Raw genomic sequence first — 26618 nt, forward strand, 5'->3', positions numbered from 1 at the left:
TCACCGCATCGACACGCCGCCGTTGACGTCGAAGCAGGCGCCCGTCACGAAGCCCGCGTCGTCACCGGCGAGGTGGGCGACGAGCGCCGCGACCTCCTCCGGGCGGCCGACGCGGCCGACCGGGATCGCCGCCTCCAGCTGCGCGATCCGCTCCTCGCCGAGCGCCTGCATCACCGGCCCGTCGATCGCCGCGGGGGCGACGGCGTTGACGGTCACGCCGTGCGGCGCCAGCTCGGCGGCGACGATCTTCGTCAGCACGAGGATGCCGGCCTTCGAGGCGGCGTAGTGGGCGCCGGCGACGAGCCCGCCGCGCTGCCCCGCGAGCGAGGCCATGTTGACGATCCGGCCGCCGCCCGCGGCGCGCATGTGCGCGCCGGCGATCTGGCAGCCGAACAGCACGCTGCGCAGGTTGACCGCCATCAGCTCGTCCCACTCCTGCTGCTCGATCTCGAAGAACGGGCGGCTGACCGTCTTGCCGGCGTTGTTCACGAGCACGTGCACGCGGCCGCCGCGGGCCTGCGCGACGGCGAAGGCGGCCTCGAACTGGCCGCGCTCGCTGACGTCGGCGACGACCGCGTCGCTGCGTCGCAGACCGGGATCGAGCTGTGCCTGCGTCTCGCGCAGCGCGTCGCCGTCGAGATCGGCGAGCACCACGTCGTGGCCGCGCTCGAGCAGGGTCGCGGCGATCGCCCGCCCGAGCCCGCGCGCGGCCCCGGTCACGAGCGCGACGCGCCGCCCATCGAAGGAGTCCTCGGATGCCATTGATCAACGATAACCGCCTCCGCTTCGGCGTCGACACGGGCGGCACGTTCACGGACCTCGTCGTCGCGGGCGACTCGGGCGGGCTGCGGATCTTCAAGCGGCCGACGACGCCGGCCGACCCGGTCGAGGGGCTGCTCGACGCGCTCGACGCCGCCGCGCAGGACTTCGGCTGCACGCGGCAGGAGCTGCTCGCGCGCGGCGACCAGCTCGTCTTCGGCACCACCCGCGCGACGAACGCGATCGTCGAGGGCGCGACCGCCCGCACCGCCCTCCTCACCACCGCCGGCCACCCCGACACGCTCACGCTGCGCGAGGGCGGCGGCCGCCCGAGCCTGTTCGACTATTCGCACGAGTACCCGGCGCCGTACGTCCCGCGCGCGCTCACCTTCGAGATCCCCGAGCGGGTCGGCGCCGGCGGCGAGATCGTCACGCCGCTCGACGAGGCGAAGACCCGCGCGCTGCTGCGCACGCTGCCCGATCACCACACCGAGGCGATCGCCGTCTGCCTGCTGTGGTCGATCGTCGAGCCGGCCCACGAGCTGCGCCTCGGCGAGCTGATCGCGGAGGAGCTGCCGGGGATCCCGTTCACGCTCTCGCACCAGCTCAACCCGGCGCTGCGGGAGTACCGCCGCACCTCCAGCGCCGCGATCGACGCCTCGCTCAAGCCGCTGATGAGCACGTTCCTCCAGCAGCTCGGCGAGCGGCTGCGCGGCGCCGGCTTCGAGGGCCGGCTGCTGATCATGACCTCCTCGGGCGGCACGCTCGACGCGCACGCCGTCGCCGCCGCGCCGATCCACTCGATCGGCTCCGGCCCGGCCGCCGCGCCGGTCGCCGGCCGCCACTTCGCGCAGCTCGACGCCGCTCGCGACACGGCGATCGTGACCGACGCCGGCGGCACCACCTACGACGTCAGCGTGCTGCGCGACGGCGTCCTGCCGTGGACGCGCGAGTCGGTCGTCGGCCACCCGACGTTCGGTTTCACGACCGGCTTCCCGTCGGTCGACACGACCTCGATCGGCGCCGGCGGCGGCTCGATCGCGTGGGTCGACGACGGCGGCCTGCTGCACGTCGGGCCGCAGAGCGCGGGCGCCGACCCCGGTCCCGCCTGCTACGCCAGAGGCGGCGTGCGCGCGACCGTCACCGACGCCTGCGTCGCGCTCGGCTGGATCGACCCCGCCTACTTCCTCGGCGGCGAGCTGACGCTCGACGGCGACGCGGCGCGCGCCGCGCTGCAACGCGACGTCGGCGGGCCGCTGGGGCTCGACGTCGAGGCGGCCGCGGCGGCGGTCGTGCAGCTCGCGGTCGAGCGGATGGTGCGGGTGATCGAGGAGCTGACGTTGCAGCAGGGGATCGAGCCGGCCGGCACGGTGATGATCGGCGGCGGGGGCGGCAGCGGCCTCTACTCGTGCGCGATCGCGCGCCGCCTCGGCAGCCCGCTGGTCGCGCTGCCCGCGGTCGCGGCGACGCTCTCGGCGACCGGCGTGCTGCTGAGTGACCTGCAGACCGACGTCGCCGAGACGGCCGTGCTGAGCAGCGGCGCCTTCGACCACGCGCGCGCCGAGCAGGTGCTGCGGCGACTGGAGCTGCGCTGCCGCGAGTTCGCCGAGGGGCCGGGCGCGGGCGCGCTCGGCAGCGAGATCACCTACTCGGTCGAGGCGCGCTATCCGCAGCAGGTGTGGGAGATCGAGCTGCCCCTGCGCAGCGGCTCGATCGCGACGCCGGCCGACGTGGCGACGCTGCGCGAGGACTTCCACCGCCTGCACGAGAGCCTCTTCGCCGTCGCCGACCGCGACGCCGAGGTCGAGCTGGTGACGTGGCGGGCGCGCATCCGCTGCGACCTCGGCAGCCCCGATCTCGAAATCGCGACGCCGGACGCGAGCACTGGAAGCTCACGGCCGCAGAGCGACCGCGGAGTTGCGGTGCTCACGACCCGCCGCGCCCACTTCGCCGCGATCGGGACGACCGACGTGCCCGTCCACCGCGTCGCCGACCTGAGCCCCGGCGACCGCGTCGAAGGACCGGCCTTCGTCGAGTCGCCGGTCACGACCGTCGTCGTCGAGCCCGGCGCCTCGGCCGAGCTGGCGGCGAGCGGAACGCTGCTGCTGCGACCCCTGGAGACGAACCGATGAGCCAGCCCGACGCCGCCCGCGAGCCCGCCGCCGCGCCCCAGCCCGACGGCCTCCGCCTCGCGCTCCTGAACAACCGCTTCGAGGGGATCTCGCGGGCGATGATGAACACGCTGCTGCGGACGGCCCGCAGCGCGATCCTCAACACCGCGCGCGACTTCTCCTGCTGCGTGCTGACCGCCGGCGACGAGCTGCTGGCGATGGCCGAGAGCCTGCCGATCCACGTGATGAGCGGCCCCGACCTGATGGCCGCGCACATGAAGCAGGCGCACCCGAACCTCAAACGCGGCGACGCCTTCCTCAACAACTCGCCCTACCACGGCAACTCGCACGCGGCCGACTGGTCGCTGCTGGTGCCGGTGATCGACGACGCCGGCGTCCACCGCTACACCGTGCTCGCAAAGGCCCACCTCGCCGACTGCGGCAACGCGATTCCGACGACCTACTCGGCGGCGGCGAGAGACGTCTACGAGGAGGGCGCGCTGATCTTCCCCTGCGTCCAGGTCCAGCACGACTACCAGGACCGCGCCGACGTGCTGGAGATGGCGCGCACGCGCATCCGCGTGCCGGAGCTGTGGCACGGCGACTTCCTCGCGCTGCTCGGCGCCGCGCGGATCGGTGAGCGGCGGCTGCTGGAGCTGCTCGACGAGCTGGGCCCGCAGGCGCTCGCCGACTACGAGCGCGACTGGTTCGACTACAGCGAGCGGCGGATGGCCGACGCGATCGGCCGGCTGCCGGCCGGGCGAGCGGTCACGCGCGGCCGCCACGATCCCGTCCCCGGCGCCCCCGACGGCGTCCCCGTCCAGGTCGCGGTCGACGTGGACCCGCAGGCAGGGCGGATCGCCGTCGACCTGACCGACAACCCCGACTGCCTGCCGTGCGGCCTCAACCTCACGCGCGCGACCTCCAAGACGGCGGCGATGATCGGGATCTTCACCGGCCTCGGCGCCGAGGTGCCGCCGAACGCCGGCAGCTTCCGCCGCATCGAGGTGAGGCTGCGCGAGAACTGCGTCGTCGGGATCCCGCGCCATCCGCACTCCTGCTCGGCCGCGACGACCAACCTCTCGGAGCTGACCGCCAACCTCGTCGCCGGCGCGCTCGCGGAGCTGGGGGAGGGCTGCGGGATGGCGGCGACCGGCCGCAACCAGCCGCCCGCGACCGGCGTCATCTCCGGCGTCGACCCACGCGAGCACGGCGGCCCGTTCGTCAACCAGCTGATGCTCGCGGTCACCGGCGGCGCCGGCGGCCCGGTCGCCGACGGCTGGCTGACGACGCTGGGGATCGGCGCCGCCGGCTTCCTGCTGCGCGACAGCGTCGAGATCGACGAGATGAAGTACCCGATCCGCGTCCACGAGCAGCGCTTGATCGCCGACAGCGAGGGCGCCGGGCGCCGCCGCGGCTCGCCCGGCGCGCACGTCGAGTACGGGCCGGTTGGCTGCGAGCTGGAGGTGATCTGGCTCTCCGACGGGACCGAGAACCCGGCCGCCGGCGTGCGCGGCGGCCTCGACGGCGCGCCGGCGCAGCAGCGTCTGCGGAGCGCCGACGGCACGCTCGGCGGGGAGCTGGGGACCTACGCGCAGGTGACGGTCGCGCCCGGCGAGCGGCTCGTCTCGATCTCCTGCGGCGGCGCCGGCTACGGCCCGCCGCGCGAGCGCGAGCCGGCGCGCGTCGTCGCCGACGTGCGCGAGGGCTACGTCACGCGCGAGCGCGCCCGCGACACCTACCGCGTCGCGCTGCACCCCGACGGCACGCTCGATGCCGACACCACGACCCGACTGCGGGAGACGAGATGACCGACGCGATCCGCCGGCGCGACAGCGAGCAGCTGCGCGTCCTGCTCTGCTTCGGCGTGACACAGGCCTTCTTCGACGCGGACGCGGAGACGCGCACAGCGGTCGGGGAGACGATCACGCGCGCCTACGACGACCTCGGCGGCCGCTTCGGCCTGACCGTGCTCGGGACGCTGGACGACGACGACCTGCAGGTCGGCGCGTCGACGACCTATCCGTGGACGGCGTACGTGCTTGCCGACGCGCCCGACCTGGAGGCGGTCAAGCAGGTCACCAACGTGCTGCGCGAGTTCGAGGTCGGGGCCGACCGGCTGTGGAAGTACATGAAGGTCGAGGCGCGCGTCGGCCGCCGCCTCTTCTTCGGGAACGACTGAGCGGGCAGAGGGGGCGGGAGCGATGTTCAGCAGCGGAGGCGAGGCGTACGAGGCGCAGGTCGTCAGCAGACCGAGCCGGCAGACGGCCAGCGACCAGGCCGAGGAAGCGCTGTTCGAGGCGATCATGGACGGCAAGATCCCGCCGGGCGCGCCGTTGCGGCTGCAGGAGCTGGCGCAGCAGCTCGGGATGTCGATCATGCCGGTGCGCGAGGCGCTGCGGCGGCTGGCCGGCTTCGGGCTGGTCGAGATCGTCGCGCACAAGGGCGCGTGGGTGCGGCCGCTGACGTTGGAGGACCTGCGCGACACCTACTTCACGCGCATCAGCCTCGAATCGCTGGCGCTGCTGGCGGCCGCCGACCGCTTCACGCCGCAGCAGGCGGCGCAGGCGCGCGCGGCGCTGCGCGAGCAGGACGCGGCCAACCGCTCCGGCGACCGCGTCGGCGCGCGCGACGCGCACGAGCGCTTCCACTTCACGCTCTACCGCGCCTCCGGCTCGGAGTGGCTGGTGCGCTCGCTGGAGCCGGCCTGGCGCAACAGCGAGCGCTATCGCGTCGAGTCGATGCGCGACCCCGGCCACGTGCGCCGCCGCGCCGAGGAGCACGGCCGCATGCTGACCGCCCTGGAGGCCGGCGACGGCCGCGCTGCCGCCGCGCTGCTCGCCTCCCACCTGCGCTCCACCGCCGACCTCGTCGCGACGCGGCTGGGAGGCGGCGGACGCTAGCTCCGACGTCAGATCCCCAGCGCCGCTCGCGCGTTGTCGACGGCGACGCGCTCGCGCAGCTCGGCGGGCAGGTGGGCGATCAGCTCGCGCGGGTCGTCGATCCCCATCGGGAAGGGCCAGTCGCTGCCGAGCAGCAGCTTGTCGGGGCCGAACAGCTCGACCGCCTGCGTGACGAGCACGGGGTCGTGCGCGAGGCAGTCGACGTGCAGGCGGCGGACCGCCTCGCGCGGCGACTCGGTCAGCGGCTTGAGGCCAGGCCGATCGGTCGCGACGCCGCGCTCCCAGCGGCCGACGACGCTGCCGAGGCAGCCGCCGCAGTGGACCAGCAGCACGCGCATGCGCGGGTGGGCCGGCAGCACGTCGCCGAAGACGAGCTGCGCGGCGGCGACCGCCGTCTCGACCGGGTTGCCGAGCAGGTTCGCGAGGTAGAACTCGGCCAGGCGCGCGTCGGGCGAGCTGCCGGGGTGCAGCAGCAGCAGGCGGGCGTCGTCGTCGAGCGCGCGCCACAGCGGCGCGAGCGCGTCGTCGGCGAGCGAGACGGAGCGGCCGCCGGCGCTGGCGCAGAGGCCGGCCCAGCGCCCGTCGCCGCGCACCCGCTCGTACTCGGCGAGCGCGACCTGCGGATGCTCCAGCGGCAGGTAGGCGAGCGGCAGCAGCCGCTCGCGGCCGCCGACGGCGGCAAGCAGGCCGTCGTTGACGGCGCGCGCCCAGGCGGCGGCGTCGTCGGCGTCGAGGCGCTGACGGAAGAACGGCGGCGGCACGGAGACGGCGGCCGCGTCGAGGCCGACCCGGTCGAGGTACGCGACGAGCTGGTCGGGCGCGTACAGCCCGCCCGGCCCGACGACGTGGCCGTCCACGTCGAGGCGGCCGTCGGGCGTCGCGGTGACGCCGGCCGCGGAGCCGTCCTCAAACAGCGGGGCGAGGTGCGTATGAACGTCGATTCCAGGCATGGAGGGGCTCCGGGAGGGTGTGCGAAATTGGGTCGCGGGAAAGTTTGATAAACGATAAGCTTGCCCACAAGCACCCAAGAACGCAACCCGCGAAGGCGTCGAAAACGCCGTCGCAGCAAGCGATTCCGACCGCGAGAGCAGATGCCCGGACCCACCCTCACATCCCCGTCATGGCTCGTCGAACGGCTCGCGGCGGTCTTCGCCGGCGCCGGTCTCGAACGCGCCGCCGCGACGACCGTCGCGACCGCGCTGATCGACGCCGACATGCGCGGGATCCCGTCGCACGGCTCGCTGCTGGTGCCGATGTACGTCGAGCGGATCGTGAGCGGCTCGGTCACCACGCTGACCAGCGCCGAGCCGGTCGCCGACTTCGGTGCCGTCGCCGTCCTCGACGGTGGCCACGCGCTCGGCGTGCTGACCGCCGACCAGGCGATGGCGCTCGCGATCGAGAAGGCGCGCGACCACGGCCTCGGCGCCGTCGCCGTCCGCCGCGCCTTCCACTTCGGCGGCGCCTTCCGCTACGTCCAGAGCGCCGCGGAGGCCGGCATGATCGGCGTCGCCGCCGCCAACACGCGGCCGCTGATGCCGGCGCCCGGCGGCGCCCACGCGGTCGTCGGCAACAACCCGCTCGCGATCGGCGTGCCGCGCGCCGGCGGCGAGCCGCTCGTGCTCGACATGGCGCTCTCCGAAGCGGCGCTCGGCAAGATCCGCCTCGCCGCGCAGGAGGGCCGCGAGATCCCCGCGACGTGGGCGACCGCCGCCGACGGCACGCCGACGACCGACCCCGCCGCCGCGATCGCCGGCCTGCTGCTGCCGGCCGCCGGTCACAAGGGCTACGGCCTCGCGCTGATGGTCGACGTGCTGACCGGCGTGCTGTCGGGCGGCTCCTACGGCGGCGCCGTCAGAGGGCTGTACGCCGACACGGCGGTGCCGAACGACTGCGCCCACTTCTTCCTCGCGCTCGACGTGACGCGCTTCGGCAGCGATCTCGACGGCTTCGCGGCGCGCGTTGCCGACCTCTCACAGCAGGTCACGAGCCCGCCGGCCGCCCCCGGCGTCGAGCGGCTGCTCGTGCCGGGCCAGCTGGAGGCCGAGCGTCACGCCGCCGCCGAGGCGCAAGGCGTCGCGCTCGACGCGAGCGTGCTGGAGAGACTGCGCGCCGCGGCCGAGAGCGTCGGCGTGGAGCTGGGCGACCCCGCCCCGGCAGCGCCCGGCGGCCCCGCCCCGGCCGACCCCACCGGGGCGCCCGCATGAGAGCCGCCTTCGACGCGACCGGCGAGGTCCTGATCGTGACCGGCGGCGCCAACGGCATCGGCGCCGCGCTCGCGCGCGGCTACGCGCGGGCCGGCGGCAGCGTGGCGGTCTTCGACGTCACGCACGCGTCCGACCTCGACCAAGAGCCCCGCGTCGAGCAGCACACCGTCGACGTCTCCGACCGCGACGCCGTCTTCGCCGCGACCCAAGCGGTCCTCGACAGACACGGCCGCGTCGACGCGCTCGTCGCCGGCGCCGCCGTGCAGCCGCGCAGCGACGTGCGGACGATGGATCCCGAAGCGTGGCGCCGCACGCTCGCGGTCAACCTCGACGGCGTCGTCTGGGCCTGTCAGGCGGTGCTGCCCACGATGACCGCCGCCCAACGCGGAGCGATCCTCGTCTTCGCCTCCGGCCTCGCCCACATGGGCCGCGCGCAGGCGTCGGCGTACGCCGCCAGCAAGGGCGCGCTGATCGCCTTCGCGAAGTCGCTCGCGGCCGAGGTCGCGCCGGCGCGCGTGCGCGTCAACACCGTCTTCCCGGGCGTGATCGACACGCCCCAGTTCCAGGCCGCGAACCCGACCGGCGGCGAGCGCGAGCACTGGCAGAAGACGACCGGCATCGGCACGCCCGACGACGTCGTCGGCCCGCTGCTGTTCCTGCTCTCCGACGCCGCCACGATGACCGGCTCGACGCTGACCCGCGATCGCGCCTTCCCCGCAGAGCAAGAGGAGGACGGCCAGTGACCGACGAGCAGCTTCCCGTCGCCGTGATCGGCGCCGGCCCCGTCGGCCTCGTGACCGCGCTCGGCCTCGCCCGCTACGGCGTCGAGACGATCGTGCTGGAGGAGGACGACCGCCTCTCGCTCGACACGAAGGCCGGCACCGTCCTGACGCGCACGCTCGAGGTGCTGCACCGCTACGGCGCGCTCGACGAGGTGCTGCGCGCCTCGCTGCGGATCGACGAGATCGGCGACCTCGACCGCGCGACCAACACCGCCCGCGCGAGCGTCCTGACCGGCGCGCTGACCGAGGACACGCGCTTCCCGTTCGTCATCAACATCCCCCAGCACGAGCTGGAGCCGGTGCTGAAGGGCGCGCTGGAGCGGCTCGCGCCCGGCGCGCTGAGGTTGTCGCACCGGCTGACCGCCTTCACACAAGAAGACGACCACGTCGTCCTCACCGTCGAGACCCCCGGCGGCACCAAGACGATCAAGGCGCAGTACGTGCTCGCCTGCGACGGCGGCCGCTCGCAGGTGCGCGAGCAGCTCGGCATCACCGTCCAGGGGACGACGCTGCCGGAGCGCTACAGCCTCGTCGACCTGAAGGCCGACCTCGACGTCGCCGACGCGCGCGACTACCCCTACCTCGCCTACTTCGGCGATCCGAGCGAGTGGATGATCCTCGTGCGCCAGCCGCACTGCTGGCGCTTCCTCTTCCCGCTCGCGCCCGGCAGAGAGGAACCGACGCGCGAGCAGCTGGCCGACAAGGCGCGCCGCTTCATCGGCGAGGTCGGCGAACTGGAGATCCTCGGCTCCAACGTCTACACCGTCCACCACCGCGTCGCCGACCGCTGGCGTGACGGGCGGATCTTCCTGATGGGCGACGCCGCCCACCTGATCACGCCGATGTGGGCGCTCGGCCTCAACACCGGCGTGCTCGACGCCTCCAACCTGCCGTGGCGGATCGCCTGGGTGCTGCGCGGCTGGGCGCAGCCGTCGCTGCTCGACGCCTACGAGCAGGAGCAGGGGCCGGTCGCGATCCAGGGCTCGGGCGAGATGGCCGAGGCGGCGCGCGCCTACATGGACGGCCGCGCCGGCGACGTCGCCGCGATGGGCCAGGACAACTGGGGCAACGCCTTCACGCGCGCGCTGCTCGGCGTCAGCCTCGACGTCGACGGCAGCGGCGACTGGTCGATGGTCAAGAGAGGGTCGGCGCCGACCGCGGTCCGCGCGGGCGACCGCGCCCCCGACCTGCCGCTGTTCGGCGACGCCGGCCAGGCGCACCTGCACGACCTTGCCGCCGACGGCTTCCTCGCGCTCCACTTCACCGACGTGCGCCGCCGTCCCCAGATCGCGCCCGACGACCGCCCCGGCCTGCGCCGTGTCGCCGTCAGCCGCTGGGACGCGCCGCACGACTCGGGCCTGCGCGAGCGCGCGCTGTTCGACCCCGCCGAGCGCGTCAAGCGCCGCTTCGGGGTCCCTGACGACACGCTCGTGCTGCTGCGCCCCGACGCGCACGTCGCGGCGATCGTGCCGTTCGACCCGGCCGCCGGCGAGGACCTCGCCGGCGCGCTCTACGACCGCATCACCGGAAGCGAGCAGAGGAGAGAGCTGGCATGGCCAACGGCGACGTCGTGACGGATCCGGCGGGGAGCGACGTCGTGCTCGGCGACGTCGGCACGTCGATCCTGTTCGAGAACGAGCACGTGCGCGTGTGGGAGGTGCTGCTCGAACCGGGGCAGGTGCAGGACTGGCACCTGCACGACCACCCGTACCTCGTGCTCGCGGTCGAGGAGGCGCACAACGTGATGGAGTACCTCGACGGCGGCGAGGCGCGCAGAATGCACGAGACCGTCGGCCGCGTCGTCTACCGCGAGGCCGGCAGAGTCCACAAGCTCACCAACGCCGGCGAGACGACCTATCGCAACCGCCTGATCGAGCTGAAGCACCTGGAGCGGGAGGGCGACGGTGTCTGAGCCCGAGAACCTCTCCGAGCCGGCGCGCTACTCCGGCGCGGCCGGCGACGGCGCACGCGCCACCGCGCCCGACGCCGACGGCCTCGCGCGCTTCCGCGAGATCCTGCTCGACCCGGAGAAGCTGGAGTGGTCGGACAAGTCGCTGCCGGGCCTGGCGCAGAGAATGCTGTGGCGCGACGACGACACCGGCGCCTCGATCGCGCTCGTGCGCTTTCTCAGAGGCAGCGGCGTCCCGTCGATCCACGCGCATGCCTCCAACCAGTTCATGTACTGCCTCGCCGGCCGCTACACGTACACGGCGACCGGGGTCGTGCTGACGCCCGGTGCGTTCTACTGGAATCCGAAGGGCAGCATGCACGGCCCGACGCTCGCGGAGGAGGACTCGGTGCTGCTCGAGTTCTACGACGGCCCCCACTACCCGACGCAGCCCGACTGGTACACCGATCCCGAGGACGCACGCTGATGCCCAAGCAGGAACTGGTCTCCGACAAGCTCGCGGTGCCGAACGGCCACTTCGCGCAGGCGACGGTCGCCGAGGCGACCGGCCGCTTCGTCTTCATCTCGGGGATGACGGCGCGCAACGCCGAGGGCGGCGTCACCGGTGTCGGCGACGTGAGCGCGCAGACCCACCAGGTCTGCCAGAACCTGCAGGCGGCGGTCGAGAGCGCCGGCGGCACGCTGGAGGACATCGCGCGCGTGGACGTCTACGTCCGCAACATGGAGGACTTCGACGCGATCCACGCCGTCCGCCGCCAGTACTTCACGGGGGTCGCGCCGGCCTCGACGATGGTCGAGGTGTCGAAGTTCGTCAACAAGGACTACCTGATCGAGATCAACGCGATCGCGGTGGTGTCGTGAGGCTGGCGCGCGCGCTGGTGGACGGCGCCGCCGTCTCCGGCCTGGTCGAGGGCGAGACGTTCGTCCCGTTGGCCGGCGGGACGTCCGTGGACGACGTCGTGCGCGGCGCGCAGCCCGAGACCGACGCCGGCCGCGCGCCGCTGCCGCTCGCCGACGTGCGCCTGCTCTCGCCGCTGACGCGCTTCAACCGCGACGTGCTCTGCACCGGCTGGAACTACTGGGACCACTTCGCCGAGTCGGCCGGCAAGCGCGAGGGCCAGGATCCGAGAGAGAGACCGCGGCACCCGACCTTCTTCACGAAGGGGCCGGACACCGTGATCGGCCCGGCCGACGACGTCGCCTTCGACGCGGCGCTGTCGCAGAAGTGGGACTACGAGGCCGAGGTCGTGCTGGTGATCGGCCGCGACGGCCGTTCGATCCCGGAGGAGCGGGCGTGGGAGCACGTCTTCGGCTTCTGCATCGCCAACGACGTCTCGCAGCGCGACCTCCAGCGCGCCCATGGCGGCCAGTGGCTGAAGGGCAAGTCGATCGACGACACGATGCCGCTGGGGCCGTGGATCACGACCGCCGACGAGGTCCCCGATCCGTACGACCTGCAGATCACCTGCGAGTTGAACGGCGAGATCATGCAGAATGCGTCCACGGCGCAGGTAGCCTTCAGGTTCGAGCGGTTGATCGCGGAGCTGAGCCGCGGGATGACGCTGCGCGCGGGCGACGTGATCCTGACGGGAACGCCGAGCGGAATTGGAAACGCCCGCGATCCGCAGGTCTTTCTGAACGACGGGGACATGGTGGTGACGAAGGTGAAGGGCCTTGGGGAGCTTCGCAACAACGTCGTGGCGGTGACGCTGACATGAGCAAAGGCGAGCAGGTCGACGGCGGCAACGGCAGCACCGGACTGGCGAGCGCCAGCCCCGTCGTCTCACGTCCGGCCCGGCAGACCGCCGGCGACCAGGCCGAGGAGGCCGTCTTCGAGGCGATCATGGACGGGAAGATCCCGCCCGGCTCGCCGCTGCGGCTGCAGGAGCTGGCCGAGCAGCTCGGCATGTCGATCATGCCGGTGCGCGAGGCGCTGCGGCGCCTGGAGGGTCTCGGCCTCGTCGAGATCGTCGCGCACAAGGGCGCCTGGGTGCGCCCGCTGACGCTCGAGGACCTGCACGACACCTACTTCACGCGCCTCAACCTCGAATGCCTCGCGATGCGGACGGCCGCCGGCCAGTTCACCGCCGAGGAGGGCGCCGCCGCCCGCGACGCGCTCGACGAGCACGTCGCCGCGCGCGCCCGCGGCGACCAGGTCGGCGCGCGCAACGCGCACGAGCGCTTCCACTTCACGATGTACCGCGCCTGCCGCTCGGACTGGCTGGTGCGCTCGATCGGCCCCGCCTGGCGCAACAGCGAGCGCTACCGCGTCGAGTCGATGCGCCATCCCGACCACGTCGCGCGGCGCGCCGAGGAGCACGTGCAGATGCTGGAGGCGCTGGAGCAGGGCGACGCCGAGGGCGCGGTCGCGCTGCTCGCCTCGCACCTGCTGTCGTCGGTCGAGCTGGTCGCGGCCGGCCTCGAGGGCGACCCCGAGGCGACGCGCGTCCACCTGCCGGCGCTCGACGAGCTGCTCCCGCGCAGCTCGTCGTAGACCGCGGGCGCGCCGCGCCCGTCCCGCCTCAGTCGAACGGCGACGGGAAGAGGTCGTCGCGCAGGTCGTCGCCGAACGGGTTCCAGACGAGCCGGCCGACGTCGATGTGCGACAGGTCGCAGTCGGCGACGGCGATCCCCTCCTCCCAGTCGGGCACCGAGGCGAGCGTGCGGCCGAGCGGGTCGATGATGTAGCTGCCGCCGCTGTGCGACCAGTTGGAGCCGTAGTCGCCGCCGTCGGGCTCGCGCTCGGTCACCTGGCTGGAGATCACGACGAAGGCGCCGGTGTCGAGCGCGTGCGCGACCCCGAGCGCCTTGTGCTGCTCGTGCGAGCCGCCGCCGGCGGCGACCTCGCGCGGCGCCGGGCCGGTCCACAGCGCGCAGTGGATCTCCTCGCCCAGCTCGCCGAAGGCGCGGCGGATCTGCGGGTGGTGGTTCTCGAAGCAGATCGCGATCCCGACGTTGTTGCCGTCGAGCTCGAAGGTGCGCAGGTCCTCTCTGCCGCCGCGCGTGAAGTAGAGCCGCTCGTGCATCACGGCGACGAGCTTGCGGCGCTTGCCGCGGTAGGTGCCGTCGCGGTCGATCGCCACGGCCGTGTTCCAGATGCAGCTGCGCCGTCTCGGATGCGCCTCCGAGACGCCGACGACGAGCGCGGTGTCGTGGGCGCGCGCGATCTCGCCGAGACGGTCGGTGAACGGCCCCGGGATCAGCTGCGAGTGCTCGAGGTAGGCGCGGTGGTAGCGCTGGATGTCAGACCACAGCCGCTGCCCCTCCTCGGTGTGCGGGAAGGGGTCGGGCACGTAGCGCGGGTAGCCGGGCACGAGCAGCTCGGGGAAGACGACCAGCTCGGCGCCCTCGGCCGCGGCCTGCGCGGTGAAGTGGCGGATCCGCTCCAGGCCGGCCTCGGGGTCCATGTAGGACGGTTCGAGCTGCACGGTGGCGATGCGGGGCATGCACTGGCTCCTTGGCTGTGGTCGGTCGGGGTGGCGAAGTCGGTTCAGCCCGGAAAGGGGCCGTGGGTCGGCGGCTGCGGCGCGCCGCCGTCGCGCAGCCGCTCGGACTCGCGTCGCGACGGGTCGTCGGCGGCGAGCACCTCCGGCGGCACCTCGGCGCCGTCGAGCTTCCACTGCGCGACGGGCGTCGGGGCGGCGTCGTCGTCCGGCACGAAGCGCGACCGTCTGACGATCTCCATCTGATGGACGTAGCGCGGGCAGACGGGGTAGATCCGCGTCGGCGTGATCCGCACGACGAACTGCGCCTCGCGGTAGTCGGCCAGCAGCGGGCCGTCGAACTCGAGCGCGGCGGTGCCCTTGATCCGCAGCCGCCACGGCGAGTCGGCCTCGAAGTCGATGAAGAGCAGGTCGACGTTCGGGTTGACGGCGACGTTGCCCCACGAGTCGAAGAAGCCGTTGCCGTCGTAGTTGGGGATCGCGAGCGTGCGCTCGTCGAGCACGCGCACGAAGCCGGGAGCGCCGCCCTTGTAGGAGCAGTGGGGGATGCCGTCGGCGTCGGCGGTGCCGACGAAGACCATCTCCATCCGCTCGACGAAGGCGCGCTCTCTCGGCCCGATCCGCGGCTCCGGCACGAACATCAGCTCGGCGCCGCGGTCGGCGAGGCGCCGCGTGTCGAAGCGGTCCTGAAGCGCCCGCGATCCCTCGTGGTACGGCTCGCTGCTCATCCGGTTCCTCTCTCCGTGACTCGCACTGCCACGGGGATCATGCCACATCTGTTGACTTTTGATCAAAGATATGGCAGCTTGCCCTGGGAGGCGGAGCACAGGTCCGAATCCCCAGAAGGAGTGCGGAAGTGCAGTGGAACGTGGTGCACCCGGGAGCAGCGAGATGAGTGGAGCGGAGCGCGTCGCGCAGCCGCTCGTGCGCCTGCGCGGGATCGACAAGTCGTTCCCCGGCGTGCGCGCGCTCGACGGCGTCGACCTCACGATCATGCCCGGCGAGGTGCACGCCCTCACGGGCGAGAACGGCTCTGGCAAGTCGACGCTGGCGAAGGTCCTCGCGGGTGTCGTGCAGCCCGACGGCGGCACGATCGAGATCGACGGCACGCGCTGCACGATCGCGAGCCCCGCGGCCGCGCTGAAGCGCGGGATCGTGCTGATCAGCCAGGAGCTGACGCTCGCGCCGACGCTCAGCGTCGCGGAGAACGTCTACCTCGGCCGCCTCCCGCGCACCAGACTGGGCTTCGTCGACTGGCGCGCCGTCCACCGCCACGCGCGCGACGTGCTCGACCGCCTCGACGTCCACGTCGACACCCGCCGCCCCGTCGGCGAGCTGAGCGTCGAGCTGCAGCAGGAGGTCGAGATCGCCCGCGCGATGTCCTCGCCGGCGCGGCTGCTGATCCTCGACGAGGCGACCAGCTCGCTGAGCGAGGCGGCGACCACCCGCCTGCTCCAGCTCGTCAAGCAGCGCCGCGACGAGGGCGTCGCGGTCGTGACGATCTCCCACCGCATGCCGGAGCTGTACGAGGTCGCCTCGATCGCGACCGTGCTGCGCGACGGCAAGCGCGTCGACAGCGTCCCGCTGCCGCAGACGCCGGAGCAGCAGCTCGTGCGGCTGATGGTCGGCCGCGAGCTGGGCGACTACTACGGCAAGCGCGAGATCGCGCGCGGCGAGGTCGTGCTGGAGCTGGAGAACCTCGCATCCAACGACGGCAAGCTGAAGCCGACCAGCCTGCGCCTGCGGCGCGGCGAGATCCTCGGGATCGCCGGCCTCGTCGGCTCCGGCAAGGCCGAGCTGGCGCACGCGCTCGGCGGCGCGATCCCGTCCAGCGGCAGCGTCCGCGTCGCCGGCCGCGAGGTCTCGCTGCGCGACCCGCGCGCCGCGCTCGCCGGCGGGATCGGCTTCGTCCCCGACGATCGCAAGCGCGCCGCGCTGCTGCCGACGCGCAGCGTCGCGGAGAACTTCTCGATCGCGTGGGGCGACCTCTCGCGCGGCGGCCTGCTCGACGTGCGCGCCGAGCGCAGACGCGTGCGCGAGGCGATCGACCGCTACGGCGTCGTGACCGCCTCCTCGCAGCACCTGATCACGACGCTCTCGGGCGGCAACCAGCAGAAGGTCGTGCTCGGGCGCGTCTTCGCGCTCGGCCCCGACGTGCTCGTGCTCGGCGAGCCGACGCGCGGCATCGACGTCGGCGCCAAGGCCGAGGTCTACCGGCTGATGCAGGAGGCGACGGAGGCGGGAGCCGGCGTGCTCGTCGTCTCCTCCGAGCTGCCCGAGCTGCTCGGCATCGCCGATCGCATCCTCGTCTTCTTCGGCGGCGAGGTGCGCGCCGAGTTCGACGCGAACGGGTTGGAGGAGGAGGCGATCGCGCACGTCGCGGTCTCCGGCCAGCCCCTGGAGCAGCAAGCAGCATGACCGTCAGGAACGGAGAGTCGTCCATGAGCATCGACCAGCCCACCACCGACGCGCGACCGGCTCCGGCCGCCGCCGCCGAGCGGCCGCGCGCCGCCGGCCCGGAGTGGCTGCGACGGATCTCACCAGGGCGCTACAGCGGCGTGCTCGCGGCGCTGCTGGTCGTCTGCGTCTACCTCGCGATCACCGAGCCGGCGTTCGGCACGTGGGACAACCTGATGAACGTCGTCAAGTCGAACAGCGTCATGTTCGTGCTGGCGCTCGGCGCGACGTTCGTGATCATCTCGGCCGGGATCGACCTGTCGGTCGCCTCCGCGATGGCGGCGAGCGGCATGATCCTCGGCCTGACGCTGAGAGCGGGCTGGGCGACCGTCCCCGCGATCGCCGTCACGCTGCTGTTCGGCCTCGGGCTCGGCCTGATCATGGGCGCGACGATCTCGTGGCTGAAGATCTCGTTCCTCGTCGTCACGCTCGGCGGCCTGTCGATCTTCCAGAGCTTCGCGCTGGTCGTCAACGACGGCGCGACGATCTCGGTCTTCGGCCTCTCCGGCTTCAGCCCGATCAGATCGTTCGTCAACGACGAGATCGCCGGCATCCCGCTGCTGCTGCTGTTCGACCTCGCGCTGCTGCTGCTGGCCGGCGGCGTGCTGCGCTACACGCGCTTCGGCCGCGCGCTGTTCGCGGTCGGCTCCAACCCGGAGGCGGCGCGCCTCAACGGCATCAACGTCGGCGCCGTGCTGATGGCCGTCTACGGCATCGCGGGCCTGACCGCCGGCGTCGCCGCGATCGTCTCCGTCGGCCGCCTCACCGGCGCCTCGCCGGAGTCCGACCCGACGCTGCTGCTGACCGTCATCACCGCCGTGCTGATCGGCGGCACCGCCTACACCGGCGGCGAGGGCGGCGTCTTCGGCACGCTGATCGGTGTCCTCTTCCTCGGCGTCGTGCAGAACGGCCTGACGCTGTCGGGCGTCAACACCTTCTGGCAGGGGATGGTCTCCGGCCTGATCCTGATCGGCGCCGTCGGCCTGGAGGTGCTGCGCAGACGCGGCCGCCTGCCGAGACTGCGGCGCGGCGGGCCGCCGCCCGAGAACCCGCCGGCCGCGCCGGCGCCCGCTGCCGGGCCGATGGCGTGAACCCCGTGACCGACACCCGCGCGGCGTACGTCCCGCGCAGCGCCTACGGCCTCCACATCGGCGGCGAGGAAATCAGCGCCGCCGACGCCTTCGAGGCGGTCGACCCCTCCGTCGGCACGCCGTGGGCGGAGATCCCGCAGGCGAGCGCGGCCGACGTCGACCGCGCCGTCGCGGCCGCGCGCGGCGCCTTCGCGAGCTGGCGCCGCTCCAGCCCGGCGACGCGGCAGGAGCTGCTGTGGCGCCTCGCCGACGCGGTCGAGGCCGAGCCGGAGCGGTGGGCGCGACTGCTGGCGACCGAGAACGGCCGCCCGATCCGCGAGGCGACCGTCGCCGACGTGCCGACCTGCGCCGCGATCCTGCGCTTCTTCTCCGGCGTGCTGCGCGACCTGCGCGGCGACCAGATCCCCGTCGAGGCGCCCGACACGCTGATCTACACCGTGCGCGAGCCGCTCGGTGTGATCGCCGCGCTGATCCCGTGGAACTCGCCGCTGATCACGCTCGCGAACAAGCTCGGCCCGGCGCTGGCGGCCGGCAACACGGTCGTGCTGAAGCCGTCGGAGTTCGCCTCCGCGAGCGTGCTGGAGTTCGCCCGCCTGGCGCAGGGGATCCTGCCGCCCGGCGTCGTCAACGTCGTGACCGGCTTCGGCCCCGAGGTCGGTGCCGCGCTCGTCGCGCACCCCGACGTGCAGAAGGTGACGTTCACCGGCGGCACGCCGACGGCGCGCAAGATCATGGCCGCCGCCGGCGAGGCGCTGACGCCCGCGATCATGGAGCTGGGCGGCAAGGGCGCGATGATCGTCTGCGCCGACGCCGACCTCGATGCCGCCGTCGCAGACGCCTTGACCGGCATCTACATGGCCAACGGCGAGGTCTGCGTCGCCGCCTCGCGGCTGCTCGTCCACGCCGACGTGCACGACGAGTTCGCGCAGCGCTTCACGGCGCTCGCGCGCACGATCAAGATCGGCGACGCGCTCGACCCCGCGACGCAGTTCGGCCCGCTCGTGACCGCGCAGCAGCGCGACCGCGTCGCGGCCGCGATCGCGCGCGCCCGCGGCGAGGGCGCCGAGGTCGTCGTCGGCGGCAGCGCGCCCGAGCTGCCCGCGCCGCTCGACAACGGCTTCTTCCTCTCGCCGACGCTGCTGGCCGACCCGGCCGGCGGCACGAGCGCCTCGCAGGAGGAGTTCTTCGGCCCGGTGACGGTGCTGGAGAAGTTCACGGACGACGCCGACGCGCTGCAGCGCGCGAACGCCACCCGCTACGGGCTGGCGGCCGGCGTCTGGACGCGCGACCTCGCCCGCGCCCACCGTATGGCGCGCGAGCTGGAGGCCGGGATCGTCTGGGTCAACAAGTGGTTCGACCTGCCCGTCGGCGTGCCGATGGGCGGGGTGAAGGACAGCGGCTTCGGGCGCGAGCTGAGCGCCGAGACGCTGCATGAATACAGCGCGCCGAAGGTCGTCAACGTCGACCTGAGCGTCGCGCGACCGCGGTTGTGGGGAGAAGGATGAGCACGATGACGAGCACCGGCCCGCTGAGCGAGGCGCGCACCGCCGCTCTCGACGCGGCCTGCGACACGCTGCTGCCGGCGATCGAGACGCGCGAGCCCGGCCCGGCCGGCGACCTGCTGCGGCGCGGCGCGCGCGAGCGCGGGATCCCCGCCCACGTCGCCGCCGCGATCCCGGCGCTGCCGGCCGCGCCGCGCGCGGCGCTGCTGGCGCTGCTCGACGAGCTGGCGGCGGAGGGCTTCGCGGAGCGTTCGCTGGACGAGCGCACCGCGCGCCTGCTGGAGCTGGGCGACCGCCTCCCCGACGGCCGCTTCGCCGTCAAGCAGCTGAAGACGATGACGTTCGGGCTGCTGTTCGGCCTGCTCGGCGAGGACGGCCGCAACGAGGTCTGGGACGCGATCGGCTTCGCCGGCCCGATCAGCGCGCCGCCGGCGCCGGAGCAGGCGCCGAAGACGCTGCCGATCACGCAGGTGAGCGGCGGCGAGGCGACGCTGACCGCCGACGTCGTGATCGTCGGCTCCGGCGCCGGCGGCTCCGTGATCGCCGCGCGCCTGGCGCAGGCCGGCAGATCGGTGCTCGTGCTGGAGCGCGGCGCCTACCGCAACGAGGCCGACTTCGTGCAGCTCGAATCGGCCGCGGGGGAGATGTACCTCGGCGGGGGGATGGTCTGGTCCGAGCACGGCGAGCTGGGCCTGCTGGCCGGCTCGACGCTCGGCGGCGGGACGGTCATCAACTCGATGGTCTGCCTCAGAACGCCGGACGAGATCCGCGCCGACTGGACCGCCTTCGGCCTCGACGGGCTCGACGGCGACGACTACGACCGCTGGCAGCAGAGCGTCTGGGACGCGCTCAACGTCAACACCGAGGCGACGCGGCACAACGCCAGCTCGCAGCGGATGATCGCGGGCCTCTCCGAGCTGGGCCACGGCCACGAGCCGCTGCCGCGCAACGTCACGCTCGACGACGACCCCAGATTCTGCGGCTACTGCAACAGCGGCTGCCAGCAGGGCTGCAAGCGCTCGACGCAGAAGAACTACCTGCAGGACGCGGCCGACGCCGGCGCCCGCTTCGTCGTCGGCTGCCACGTCGAGCGCGTGCTGGTCGAGGACGGCGCCGCCGTCGGCGTCGAGGCGATCGTGCGCGGCGAGGACTCCAATGGCGCGCCGACGCGCCTCACGGTCAACGCCCCCACGGTCGTGATCGCGGCCGGCGGGATCGAGTCGCCGGCCGTGCTGCTGCGCTCCGGCATCGGCGGCCCCGCGGCCGGCAAGCACCTGCGCGTCCACCCGGCGTGGATGGTCGGCGGCGTCTACGACGAGCCGGTCAGAGGGTGGGAGGGCCAGATCCAGTCGGCCGTCTCGTTCGACTTCACGCACGTCGAGGAGGGCGTCGGCTTCCTCTGCGAGACGCTCGGCCTCAGCCCCGGCTTCTGGGCCGGCCAGTCGCCGTTCGAGCACGGCGCCGCCGCGCGCGAGCAGGCGCTCAAGCTCGGCCACGTCGCCGCCTGGCACGGCGTCTCGCACGACCACGGCAGCGGGCGCGTCGTGCTCGACGACGACGGCGAGGCGCTCGTGCAGTGGTCGCTGGAGGACGAGGTCGACCACGCCGTCGCCGTGCGCGCGCAGATCGAGCTGGCGCGGATCCATCGCGCCGCCGGCGCCAGGGAGGTCTTCACCTTCGCCTGGAAGCCGCTGCGCTGGCGCGAGGGCGAGGACTTCGCGGCGTACGAGGAGCGCGTGCGCGCGACCCCGCCCGATCAGTTCACCGCCTACTCGGCCCACCAGATGGGCTCGTGCCGGCTCGGCGCCGACCCGGCCGAGGCGGTCGCCGACGGCGACGGCCAGCTGCACGACGTGCGCGGCGTCTGGATCGGCGACGCCGCCGCGCTGCCGACCGCGCCCGGCGTCAACCCGATGATCACGATCATGGCGCTGGCCGAGCGGACCGCGGCGAGAATGCTGGCGGTCGCGTCATGAGCGCCGTCCACGCGCCTTATGCGCCGAGCCGGCCGTACGGCCTCTTCATCGGCGGCGAGGAGCTGCCCGGCGACGGCGACTTCGCCGCGCTCAACCCGTCCACAGGCGAGCAGTGGGCGACGGTCGCGGAGGCGTCGGCCGCGCAGGCCGACGCCGCCGTCCGTGCCGCTCGCGCCGCCTTCCCGGCCTGGCGCCGCTCGACGCTGGAGGAGCGCCAGCGCGTGCTGCTGGCGCTCGCCGACGCGATCGAGGCGACGCCCGACTGGGCGCCGCTGCTGGCGACCGAGAACGGCCGCCCGATCCGCGAGGCGCTCGCCGCCGACGTGCCGTTCTCCGCCGCGGTGCTGCGCTACTACGCCGGCCTCGTGCGCGGCCTGCACGGCGAGACGATCCCGACCGGCGACCCGCTCAGCCGCGTCTTCACGGTGCGCGAGCCGCTCGGCGTGATCGCCGCGCTGATCCCGTGGAACTCGCCGCTGATCTCCGCGGCGCTGAAGCTGGGGCCGGCGCTGGCGACCGGCAACACGGTCGTGCTGAAGCCGTCGGAGTTCGCCGCGCCGAGCGTCGTCGAGCTGGCGCGCCGCACCGCCGAGCTGCTGCCGCCGGGCGTCCTCAACGTGCTGACCGGCAGCGGTCCCGGCGCGGGCGCGGCGCTCGTCGCGCACCCGGGGATCGCGAAGATCTCGTTCACCGGCGGCGTGCCGACGGCGCGTCACATCGTGCGCGCGACGGCCGAGACGCTGACGCCGACGATCCTCGAGCTGGGCGGCAAGAGCGCCTTCGTGATCTGCCCCGACGCCGACCTCGACGCTGCCGTCCACGATGCGCTGTCGGGGATCCTGAGCCAGAACGGCGAGGTCTGCTTCGCCGCATCGCGCCTGTTCGTGCACGAGACGATCCGCGACGAGTTCCTCGAGCGGATGCGCGCGGCGATCGCCGGCGTGCGGATCGGCGACGCGCTCGACCCCGACACGCAGGTCGGCCCGCTCGTCTCCGCGCCCCACCGCGAGCGCGTGCTCGGCTATGTCGAGCGGGCGCGGGCCGAGGGTGGCCGCGTGCTCGCCGGCGGGCAGCGGCGCGAGCTGGACGGCGCGCTGGCCGGCGGCTACTACGTCGAGCCGGCGCTCGTCGACGACCCCGACGGGGCGACGACGGCGGCGCGCGAGGAGATCTTCGGACCGGTCGTGGTCGCGCAGACGTGGCGCGATGAGCGCGACGTGATCGCGCGTGCCAACGACAGCGAGTTCGGGCTCGCGGCCGGCGTGTGGACGAGCGACCTCGGTCGCGCCCACCGCATGGCCGACGAGCTGGAAGCGGGAACGGTCTGGGTCAACACCTGGTTCCAGGTCGGTCCGGGGCAGCCGTTGGGGGGCGTCAAGCACAGCGGGCACGGTCGTGAGCTGTGCGCCGAGACGCTGTTGGAGTACAGCGCGCCGAAGGCCGTGAGCATGCGGCTCGGCGGCGCGCGGCCGGACCTGTGGGGGTCGCAGTAGCAACGCAGGTGCAGGGTGCAGGTCGCGGAGGAGAAGCTGCGCGCCCGGCGCGCGGTTCCGTCTATAGGAAAGAGGAAGCATCCAGATGATTCGCCTCACGGCAGCAGGCGCCGCGCTCGTCGCGGCGGTCGCGCTCGCGGCATGCGGCAGCGACGACAGCGGCAGCTCGACGAGCGGCTCGACCAGCAGCGGCTCGGGCGGCGGCGGTGGTGACACGACCGTCGCGTACATCTCGCCGGTCGGCGCCCAGATCGGTCAGCAGCAGGTCAACTTCGGCCTCGAAGGCGCCGCCAGAATCGAAGGCTGGAACGTCAGAGTGCTCGACGCCAACCTCTCGCCCGACCGCCAGGTCTCGCACGTCGACACGCTGATCAACGAGAGAGTCGGCGCCTTCGCGAGCTGGACGCTCGACCCGGGCGCGACGGCCGGCGCCTACACGCGCGCGCAGGAGGCCGGCATCCCGGTCATCGGCGTCAACTCCGAGGGCGAGGGCGTCACCTCGACCGTCTGGTGGGAGGTCAACACCTGCGAGCCCGACGGCCCGTGGGCGAGAACGGCCCAGTTCATCGCCGACGCTCGTCCCAGAGCGAAGGTGATCGTGATGGGCGGTCCGCCCGCGCCGTCGATCACGGCCAACGTCAGATGCTTCCGCGACGCCGCCGAGGCGGCCGGGCTGGAGATCATCGACCAGGCCGACAACGTCAGAGACGCCGCCGCCCCGGCCGCGCAGCTGGCCGAGGACCTGCTGACCAAGCACGGCGACGTCGACGTCTTCTGGGACTACAACGACCAGACCGCGCTCGGCGTCTCCTCGGCGATCCTCAACGCCGGCAAGAGAGTCTCCGACGGCAGATCCGACGGCATCATGGTGTTCGGCTCCAACGGCGACCCGGACGCGATCCAGGCCGTCAGAGAGGGTCGTCTGACCGGCACCTGGGACACCGACTCGGTCGCGTCGGGCTGGGCCGTGGCGCAGGCGATGAGAAGCGCGATGGCCGACCCCGAGGCGAGACAGGAGAACCTGATCGTCAGATCGATACTGTGGACGCCTGAGACGGTCGGCGACTACGTCGATCCCGAGCAGCGCGACTACTCGTTCGACAACATCCCGCTCGTCGAGGGCGGCAGCTGATCGTGACGCAGCCCCAGTCATCGGAGCGGACGGTGGACGGTCTCCGTCCCTCGCCGCTCCGTGGGCTGCCGGCCGTCGAGCAGACGCTTCCGCGTCTGCTCGACCGTCAGGCGGCGACGTACGGCGACAAGCCGCTGCTGCGCTTCGGCGAGCTGGAGCGGTCGTTCGCGCAGGTGCGCGACGCGGCGGCGGTCGCGGCGGGCACGCTCGCGGCGGCCGGCGTCGGGCGCGGCGAGCGCGTCGCGCTGATGTGCGAGAACCGCATCGAGCTGCTCGACTACGTGCTCGGCTGCGCCTGGCTCGGCGCCGTCGCGGTGCCGCTCAACACCGCCCTGCGCGGCGTGCAGCTGGAGCACCAGCTGGTCAACTCCGGCGCGCGCGTGCTGGCGGTCGATTCTGTTCTGGTCGAGGTGCTGGAGGTCGTTCCCGCGCCCGCGACGCTCGACGCGGTGTGGGCGCTCGACGGCGTGCCGGCTTCCGCGTCCGCGCTGCCCGACGGCTACCGCGTGCTCGGCCCGCCGTCGCCGGCGGCGCCGGTGCCGGCCTTCGACGCCGGTCCCGGCGAGACGGCCGCGATCCTCTACACGTCAGGCACGACCGGCCCCGCGAAGGGCGTGCAGTGCCCGCAGGCCCAGTTCTACTGGTGGGGCGTGCTGATGGGCGAGCAGCTGGAGCTGAGCGAGGACGACGTCCTCTACACCAACCTGCCGCTGTTCCACACCAACGCGTTGAACGCGTTCGTGCAGGCGCTCGTCGCCGGCGCGACCTACCACCTCGGCCCGCGCTTCTCCGCCTCGCGCTTCTGGCAGCGGGTCGCCGACGCCGGCGCGACCGTCACCTACCTGCTCGGCGCGATGGTCAACATCCTCGCCTCGCGTGCACCGGGTCCCGAGGACCGCGCGCACGGCGTGCGCGTCGCCTTGGCGCCCGGCACGCCGGCCGGGCTCTTCGACCCCTTCCGCGAGCGCTTCGGCGTGCAGCTGATCGAGGCGTATGGCTCGACCGAGACGAACGCGCCGATCGGCGTCGCGCCCGGCGAGCAGCGCGCCGGCTGGATGGGCCGTGTGCGCACGGGCTTCCACGCGCGCGTCGTCGACGAGCACGACGAGGAGGTCCCCGACGGCGTCGCCGGCGAGCTGGTGCTGCGCCACGACCCGCCGTTCGCCTTCGCGACCGGCTACTTCGGGATGGACGAGAAGACGGTCGAGGCGTGGCGCAACCTCTGGTTCCACACCGGCGACCGCGTGCTGCGCGACGAGGACGGCTGGTTCCGCTTCATGGATCGCCTCAAGGACGCGATCCGCCGCCGCGGCGAGAACATCTCCGCGTTCGAGGTCGAGCAGGTGCTCTTGCAGCATGCGTCGGTGAGCGCCGTCGCGGTCTTCCCGGTCGCCTCCGAGCTGGCCGAGGACGAGGTCGCCTGCGCGATCGTGCTGGAGGAGGGCGTTGTCGGCGATCCGGTCGAGCTGATCCGCCACTGCGAGCCGCGCCTCGCGTACTTCGCGATCCCGCGCTACCTGCGCTTCGTCGCCGAGCTGCCGCTGACGACCAACGGCAAGGTCCGCAAGGCCGTGCTGCGCGAGAGCGGCGTCGTGGAGGGCGACTGGGACCGCGAGGCGGCCGGCGTGAGACTGCGGCGGCTGGGGAAGGCGTGAGCGCGCCCGACCCCATCGCGCCCGCGCCCGTCGGCTCGCAGCGCATGCGCGACGGCGTCCGCCTGCGCGTCAGCGAGCGCGGCGGCGACGCGGCCGGCGGGCCGCCGGTCGTGCTCGTGCACGGCTGGAAGGGCTCGCACCGGCTGTGGGATCGCACGGTCGTCGAGCTGGAAGCGCGCGGCGTGCGGACGGTGGCGTTCGACCTGCGCGGGATGGGCGAGTCCGACAAGCCCGACGGGGTCTACGACTTCGACACCTTCGCCGACGACCTCGGCGAGCTGCTCGCGACGCGCGACCTCGACGGCGCGACCGTCGTCGGCTGGTCGATGGGCTGCACGGTCGTGCTGCGCCACATGCAGCGCGACGGGTCGCGGGTCGGCCGCGTCGTGCTGCTGAACGGGCCGCTGCGGCTGACGCGCGCGCCCGACTTTCCGCACGCGATGAGCGACGAGCAGCTCGACGGCTACCTGGCCGAGATGACCGCCGGCTGGCCGGCCTCCGAGCGCGCCTTCCAGGCCGAGTCGGTGCTGCCCGGCAGTGACCCGGCCGTCGTCGACTGGCTCTACGGGATCGCGTTGCAGACACCGCTGCCGGTGGCGTTGTCGGCCGTGCGCGAGCAGGCGAAGCTCGACATGCGCGAGGCCGTTCGCGGCCTGCGCGTCCCGGTGCTGGCGGCGTACGCGACCGGCGACCCGTACTACCCGACCTCACTCGGCGACTGGATCGCGGAGGCCGCCCCGCGCGGCCGCGCGGTCGTGTTCGAGCACAGCGCCCACGGCACCCCGTTCGAGGAGGCGCCGGCCTTCGCGGACGCGCTCGCGGCGTTCGGGGCGGAATGAACGGCGCCGCCCCCGAGGAACGCAGGTCTACTGCTGCTCTGCCGCAGCAGACCTGCACTGCTCGCAGCGCACAGCCCTCCGCCACCGCCTGGCTCGCCGCCCTCTCCGCGCGCGAGGTCTCGGCGCGTGAGCTGACCGAGGCGACGCTGGCGCGGATCGACGCCGCCGACGCGCGCGTCCACGCCGTCGTCTCACGCGACGACGAGGCCGCGCTCGCCGCCGCGGACGCGGCCGACGCCGAGCGCGCGCGGCTGCTGCGCGAGCGCGAGCCGCTGCCGCCGCTGCTGGGGCTGCCGCTGACGATCAAGGATGCGCTCGACGTCGCCGGGCTGCCGACGCGCGCCGGCACGCTCGCGCGCGCC

Annotated in this window: 25 protein-coding genes; 21 read left to right on the forward strand and 4 right to left on the reverse strand. The window is 73.5% G+C overall.

Annotation, left to right across the window (positions count from 1 at the left end; genetic code table 11):
- Positions 1–762, reverse strand: a complete 762-nt coding sequence (locus R7226_RS18320) for an SDR family NAD(P)-dependent oxidoreductase (protein ID WP_318598688.1) — start codon at positions 760–762, stop codon at positions 1–3.
- On the opposite strand from R7226_RS18320, the gene R7226_RS18325 reads away from it, so the two are divergent.
- From R7226_RS18325 to R7226_RS18340, 4 genes are read left to right on the forward strand one after another with little or no spacing between them, the layout of a single operon-like run.
- Positions 756–2891 carry a hydantoinase/oxoprolinase family protein gene (locus R7226_RS18325; RefSeq protein ID WP_318598689.1) on the forward strand — a complete coding sequence of 712 codons (2136 nt, stop codon included), beginning with the start codon at positions 756–758 and terminating at the stop codon, positions 2889–2891. The genes R7226_RS18320 and R7226_RS18325 overlap by 7 nt on opposite strands.
- Positions 2888–4681, forward strand: a complete 1794-nt coding sequence (locus tag R7226_RS18330) for a hydantoinase B/oxoprolinase family protein (protein WP_318598690.1) — start codon at positions 2888–2890, stop codon at positions 4679–4681. Before R7226_RS18325 ends, R7226_RS18330 begins: the two co-directional genes overlap by 4 nt.
- The gene (locus tag R7226_RS18335) at positions 4678–5052 is read left to right on the forward strand and encodes a hypothetical protein (protein ID WP_318598691.1); all 375 of its coding nucleotides are present in this window, start codon (positions 4678–4680) and stop codon (positions 5050–5052) included. The genes R7226_RS18330 and R7226_RS18335 overlap by 4 nt, the downstream gene beginning before the upstream one ends.
- Before the next feature lie 22 nt (positions 5053–5074).
- Positions 5075–5773, forward strand: a complete 699-nt coding sequence (locus tag R7226_RS18340) for a GntR family transcriptional regulator (RefSeq protein WP_318598692.1) — start codon at positions 5075–5077, stop codon at positions 5771–5773.
- Positions 5774–5781: 8 nt separating this feature from the next.
- Here the strand turns inward: R7226_RS18340 and R7226_RS18345 are convergent, their stop codons facing one another.
- Positions 5782–6723, reverse strand: a complete 942-nt coding sequence (locus R7226_RS18345; RefSeq protein ID WP_318598693.1) for an amidohydrolase family protein — start codon at positions 6721–6723, stop codon at positions 5782–5784.
- Positions 6724–6864: 141 nt separating this feature from the next.
- Between R7226_RS18345 and R7226_RS18350 the strand changes: the two genes are divergently transcribed.
- The 8 genes from R7226_RS18350 to R7226_RS18385 are packed head-to-tail and all read left to right on the forward strand — an operon-like array spanning position 6865 to position 13162.
- The gene (locus tag R7226_RS18350; protein WP_318598694.1) at positions 6865–7977 is read left to right on the forward strand and encodes an Ldh family oxidoreductase; all 1113 of its coding nucleotides are present in this window, start codon (positions 6865–6867) and stop codon (positions 7975–7977) included.
- Positions 7974–8720, forward strand: a complete 747-nt coding sequence (locus R7226_RS18355) for an SDR family NAD(P)-dependent oxidoreductase (protein ID WP_318598695.1) — start codon at positions 7974–7976, stop codon at positions 8718–8720. The genes R7226_RS18350 and R7226_RS18355 overlap by 4 nt, the downstream gene beginning before the upstream one ends.
- The gene (locus R7226_RS18360) at positions 8717–10333 is read left to right on the forward strand and encodes an FAD-dependent monooxygenase (RefSeq protein WP_318598696.1); all 1617 of its coding nucleotides are present in this window, start codon (positions 8717–8719) and stop codon (positions 10331–10333) included. Before R7226_RS18355 ends, R7226_RS18360 begins: the two co-directional genes overlap by 4 nt.
- Positions 10312–10671: a cupin domain-containing protein gene (locus R7226_RS18365; protein ID WP_318598697.1), complete on the forward strand. Its 360-nt coding sequence runs from the start codon at positions 10312–10314 to the stop codon at positions 10669–10671. The genes R7226_RS18360 and R7226_RS18365 overlap by 22 nt, the downstream gene beginning before the upstream one ends.
- The gene (locus R7226_RS18370) at positions 10664–11134 is read left to right on the forward strand and encodes a cupin domain-containing protein (RefSeq protein WP_318598698.1); all 471 of its coding nucleotides are present in this window, start codon (positions 10664–10666) and stop codon (positions 11132–11134) included. Before R7226_RS18365 ends, R7226_RS18370 begins: the two co-directional genes overlap by 8 nt.
- Complete coding sequence (locus tag R7226_RS18375) at positions 11134–11529, forward strand: RidA family protein (protein WP_318598699.1); 396 nt, start codon at positions 11134–11136, stop codon at positions 11527–11529. The genes R7226_RS18370 and R7226_RS18375 overlap by 1 nt, the downstream gene beginning before the upstream one ends.
- Positions 11526–12386, forward strand: coding sequence for a fumarylacetoacetate hydrolase family protein (locus R7226_RS18380; protein ID WP_318598700.1), 861 nt, complete (start codon positions 11526–11528; stop codon positions 12384–12386). The genes R7226_RS18375 and R7226_RS18380 overlap by 4 nt, the downstream gene beginning before the upstream one ends.
- A complete protein-coding gene (locus R7226_RS18385) occupies positions 12383–13162 on the forward strand; it encodes a GntR family transcriptional regulator (protein WP_318598701.1) in 780 nt (259 codons plus the stop codon). The genes R7226_RS18380 and R7226_RS18385 overlap by 4 nt, the downstream gene beginning before the upstream one ends.
- Before the next feature lie 28 nt (positions 13163–13190).
- Here R7226_RS18385 and R7226_RS18390 read toward each other — a convergent pair whose 3' ends face one another.
- Both R7226_RS18390 and R7226_RS18395 read right to left on the reverse strand, forming a co-directional pair.
- Positions 13191–14114 (reverse strand): nitrilase-related carbon-nitrogen hydrolase, encoded by a 924-nt coding sequence (locus R7226_RS18390; RefSeq protein WP_318598702.1) that lies wholly within the window; start codon positions 14112–14114, stop codon positions 13191–13193.
- Positions 14115–14158: 44 nt separating this feature from the next.
- The gene (locus R7226_RS18395) at positions 14159–14839 is read right to left on the reverse strand and encodes a pyridoxamine 5'-phosphate oxidase family protein (protein ID WP_318598703.1); all 681 of its coding nucleotides are present in this window, start codon (positions 14837–14839) and stop codon (positions 14159–14161) included.
- Between the two features lie 163 nt (positions 14840–15002).
- On the opposite strand from R7226_RS18395, the gene R7226_RS18400 reads away from it, so the two are divergent.
- The 9 genes from R7226_RS18400 to R7226_RS18440 form a co-directional block, all read left to right on the forward strand.
- A complete protein-coding gene (locus tag R7226_RS18400) occupies positions 15003–16529 on the forward strand; it encodes a sugar ABC transporter ATP-binding protein (RefSeq protein ID WP_318598704.1) in 1527 nt (508 codons plus the stop codon).
- A 23-nt stretch (positions 16530–16552) separates the two neighbouring features.
- Positions 16553–17659: an ABC transporter permease gene (locus R7226_RS18405; RefSeq protein WP_318598705.1), complete on the forward strand. Its 1107-nt coding sequence runs from the start codon at positions 16553–16555 to the stop codon at positions 17657–17659.
- 5 nt (positions 17660–17664) lie between these two features.
- On the forward strand, positions 17665–19164 hold the full coding sequence (locus R7226_RS18410) for an aldehyde dehydrogenase family protein (RefSeq protein WP_318598706.1): 1500 nt from the start codon (positions 17665–17667) through the stop codon (positions 19162–19164).
- A gap of 5 nt (positions 19165–19169) precedes the next feature.
- Positions 19170–21137: a GMC family oxidoreductase gene (locus R7226_RS18415; protein ID WP_318598707.1), complete on the forward strand. Its 1968-nt coding sequence runs from the start codon at positions 19170–19172 to the stop codon at positions 21135–21137.
- Complete coding sequence (locus R7226_RS18420) at positions 21134–22630, forward strand: aldehyde dehydrogenase family protein (RefSeq protein WP_318598708.1); 1497 nt, start codon at positions 21134–21136, stop codon at positions 22628–22630. Before R7226_RS18415 ends, R7226_RS18420 begins: the two co-directional genes overlap by 4 nt.
- An 85-nt stretch (positions 22631–22715) precedes the next feature.
- Positions 22716–23762: a sugar ABC transporter substrate-binding protein gene (locus tag R7226_RS18425; protein ID WP_318598709.1), complete on the forward strand. Its 1047-nt coding sequence runs from the start codon at positions 22716–22718 to the stop codon at positions 23760–23762.
- 32 nt (positions 23763–23794) lie between these two features.
- On the forward strand, positions 23795–25417 hold the full coding sequence (locus R7226_RS18430; protein WP_318598710.1) for an ATP-dependent acyl-CoA ligase: 1623 nt from the start codon (positions 23795–23797) through the stop codon (positions 25415–25417).
- Positions 25414–26256, forward strand: coding sequence for an alpha/beta fold hydrolase (locus R7226_RS18435; protein WP_318598711.1), 843 nt, complete (start codon positions 25414–25416; stop codon positions 26254–26256). The genes R7226_RS18430 and R7226_RS18435 overlap by 4 nt, the downstream gene beginning before the upstream one ends.
- Positions 26253–26618, forward strand: a 366-nt coding sequence (locus tag R7226_RS18440) for an amidase family protein (RefSeq protein WP_318598712.1), incomplete at its 3' end; no start/stop codon positions are given. The genes R7226_RS18435 and R7226_RS18440, both read left to right, overlap by 4 nt.

The sequence above is a fragment of the Conexibacter stalactiti genome, assembly GCF_033542075.1.
Classification (GTDB): domain Bacteria; phylum Actinomycetota; class Thermoleophilia; order Solirubrobacterales; family Solirubrobacteraceae; genus Conexibacter; species Conexibacter stalactiti.

Excerpts from the sequence above, each read along its gene's own strand:
- R7226_RS18350 (WP_318598694.1), top strand. The coding sequence starts at position 6,865 with ATGCCCGGACCCACCCTCACATCCCCGTCATGGCTCGTCGAACGGCTC.
- R7226_RS18375 (WP_318598699.1), top strand. The coding sequence starts at position 11,134 with ATGCCCAAGCAGGAACTGGTCTCCGACAAGCTCGCGGTGCCGAACGGC.
- R7226_RS18405 (WP_318598705.1), top strand. The coding sequence starts at position 16,553 with ATGAGCATCGACCAGCCCACCACCGACGCGCGACCGGCTCCGGCCGCC.
- R7226_RS18335 (WP_318598691.1), top strand. The coding sequence starts at position 4,678 with ATGACCGACGCGATCCGCCGGCGCGACAGCGAGCAGCTGCGCGTCCTG.
- R7226_RS18395 (WP_318598703.1), bottom strand. The coding sequence starts at position 14,839 with ATGAGCAGCGAGCCGTACCACGAGGGATCGCGGGCGCTTCAGGACCGC.
- R7226_RS18420 (WP_318598708.1), top strand. The coding sequence starts at position 21,134 with ATGAGCGCCGTCCACGCGCCTTATGCGCCGAGCCGGCCGTACGGCCTC.
- R7226_RS18365 (WP_318598697.1), top strand. The coding sequence starts at position 10,312 with ATGGCCAACGGCGACGTCGTGACGGATCCGGCGGGGAGCGACGTCGTG.
- R7226_RS18330 (WP_318598690.1), top strand. The coding sequence starts at position 2,888 with ATGAGCCAGCCCGACGCCGCCCGCGAGCCCGCCGCCGCGCCCCAGCCC.
- R7226_RS18355 (WP_318598695.1), top strand. The coding sequence starts at position 7,974 with ATGAGAGCCGCCTTCGACGCGACCGGCGAGGTCCTGATCGTGACCGGC.
- R7226_RS18400 (WP_318598704.1), top strand. The coding sequence starts at position 15,003 with ATGAGTGGAGCGGAGCGCGTCGCGCAGCCGCTCGTGCGCCTGCGCGGG.
- R7226_RS18345 (WP_318598693.1), bottom strand. The coding sequence starts at position 6,723 with ATGCCTGGAATCGACGTTCATACGCACCTCGCCCCGCTGTTTGAGGAC.
- R7226_RS18385 (WP_318598701.1), top strand. The coding sequence starts at position 12,383 with ATGAGCAAAGGCGAGCAGGTCGACGGCGGCAACGGCAGCACCGGACTG.
- R7226_RS18425 (WP_318598709.1), top strand. The coding sequence starts at position 22,716 with ATGATTCGCCTCACGGCAGCAGGCGCCGCGCTCGTCGCGGCGGTCGCG.
- R7226_RS18320 (WP_318598688.1), bottom strand. The coding sequence starts at position 762 with ATGGCATCCGAGGACTCCTTCGATGGGCGGCGCGTCGCGCTCGTGACC.
- R7226_RS18390 (WP_318598702.1), bottom strand. The coding sequence starts at position 14,114 with ATGCCCCGCATCGCCACCGTGCAGCTCGAACCGTCCTACATGGACCCC.
- R7226_RS18340 (WP_318598692.1), top strand. The coding sequence starts at position 5,075 with ATGTTCAGCAGCGGAGGCGAGGCGTACGAGGCGCAGGTCGTCAGCAGA.
- R7226_RS18415 (WP_318598707.1), top strand. The coding sequence starts at position 19,170 with ATGACGAGCACCGGCCCGCTGAGCGAGGCGCGCACCGCCGCTCTCGAC.
- R7226_RS18325 (WP_318598689.1), top strand. The coding sequence starts at position 756 with ATGCCATTGATCAACGATAACCGCCTCCGCTTCGGCGTCGACACGGGC.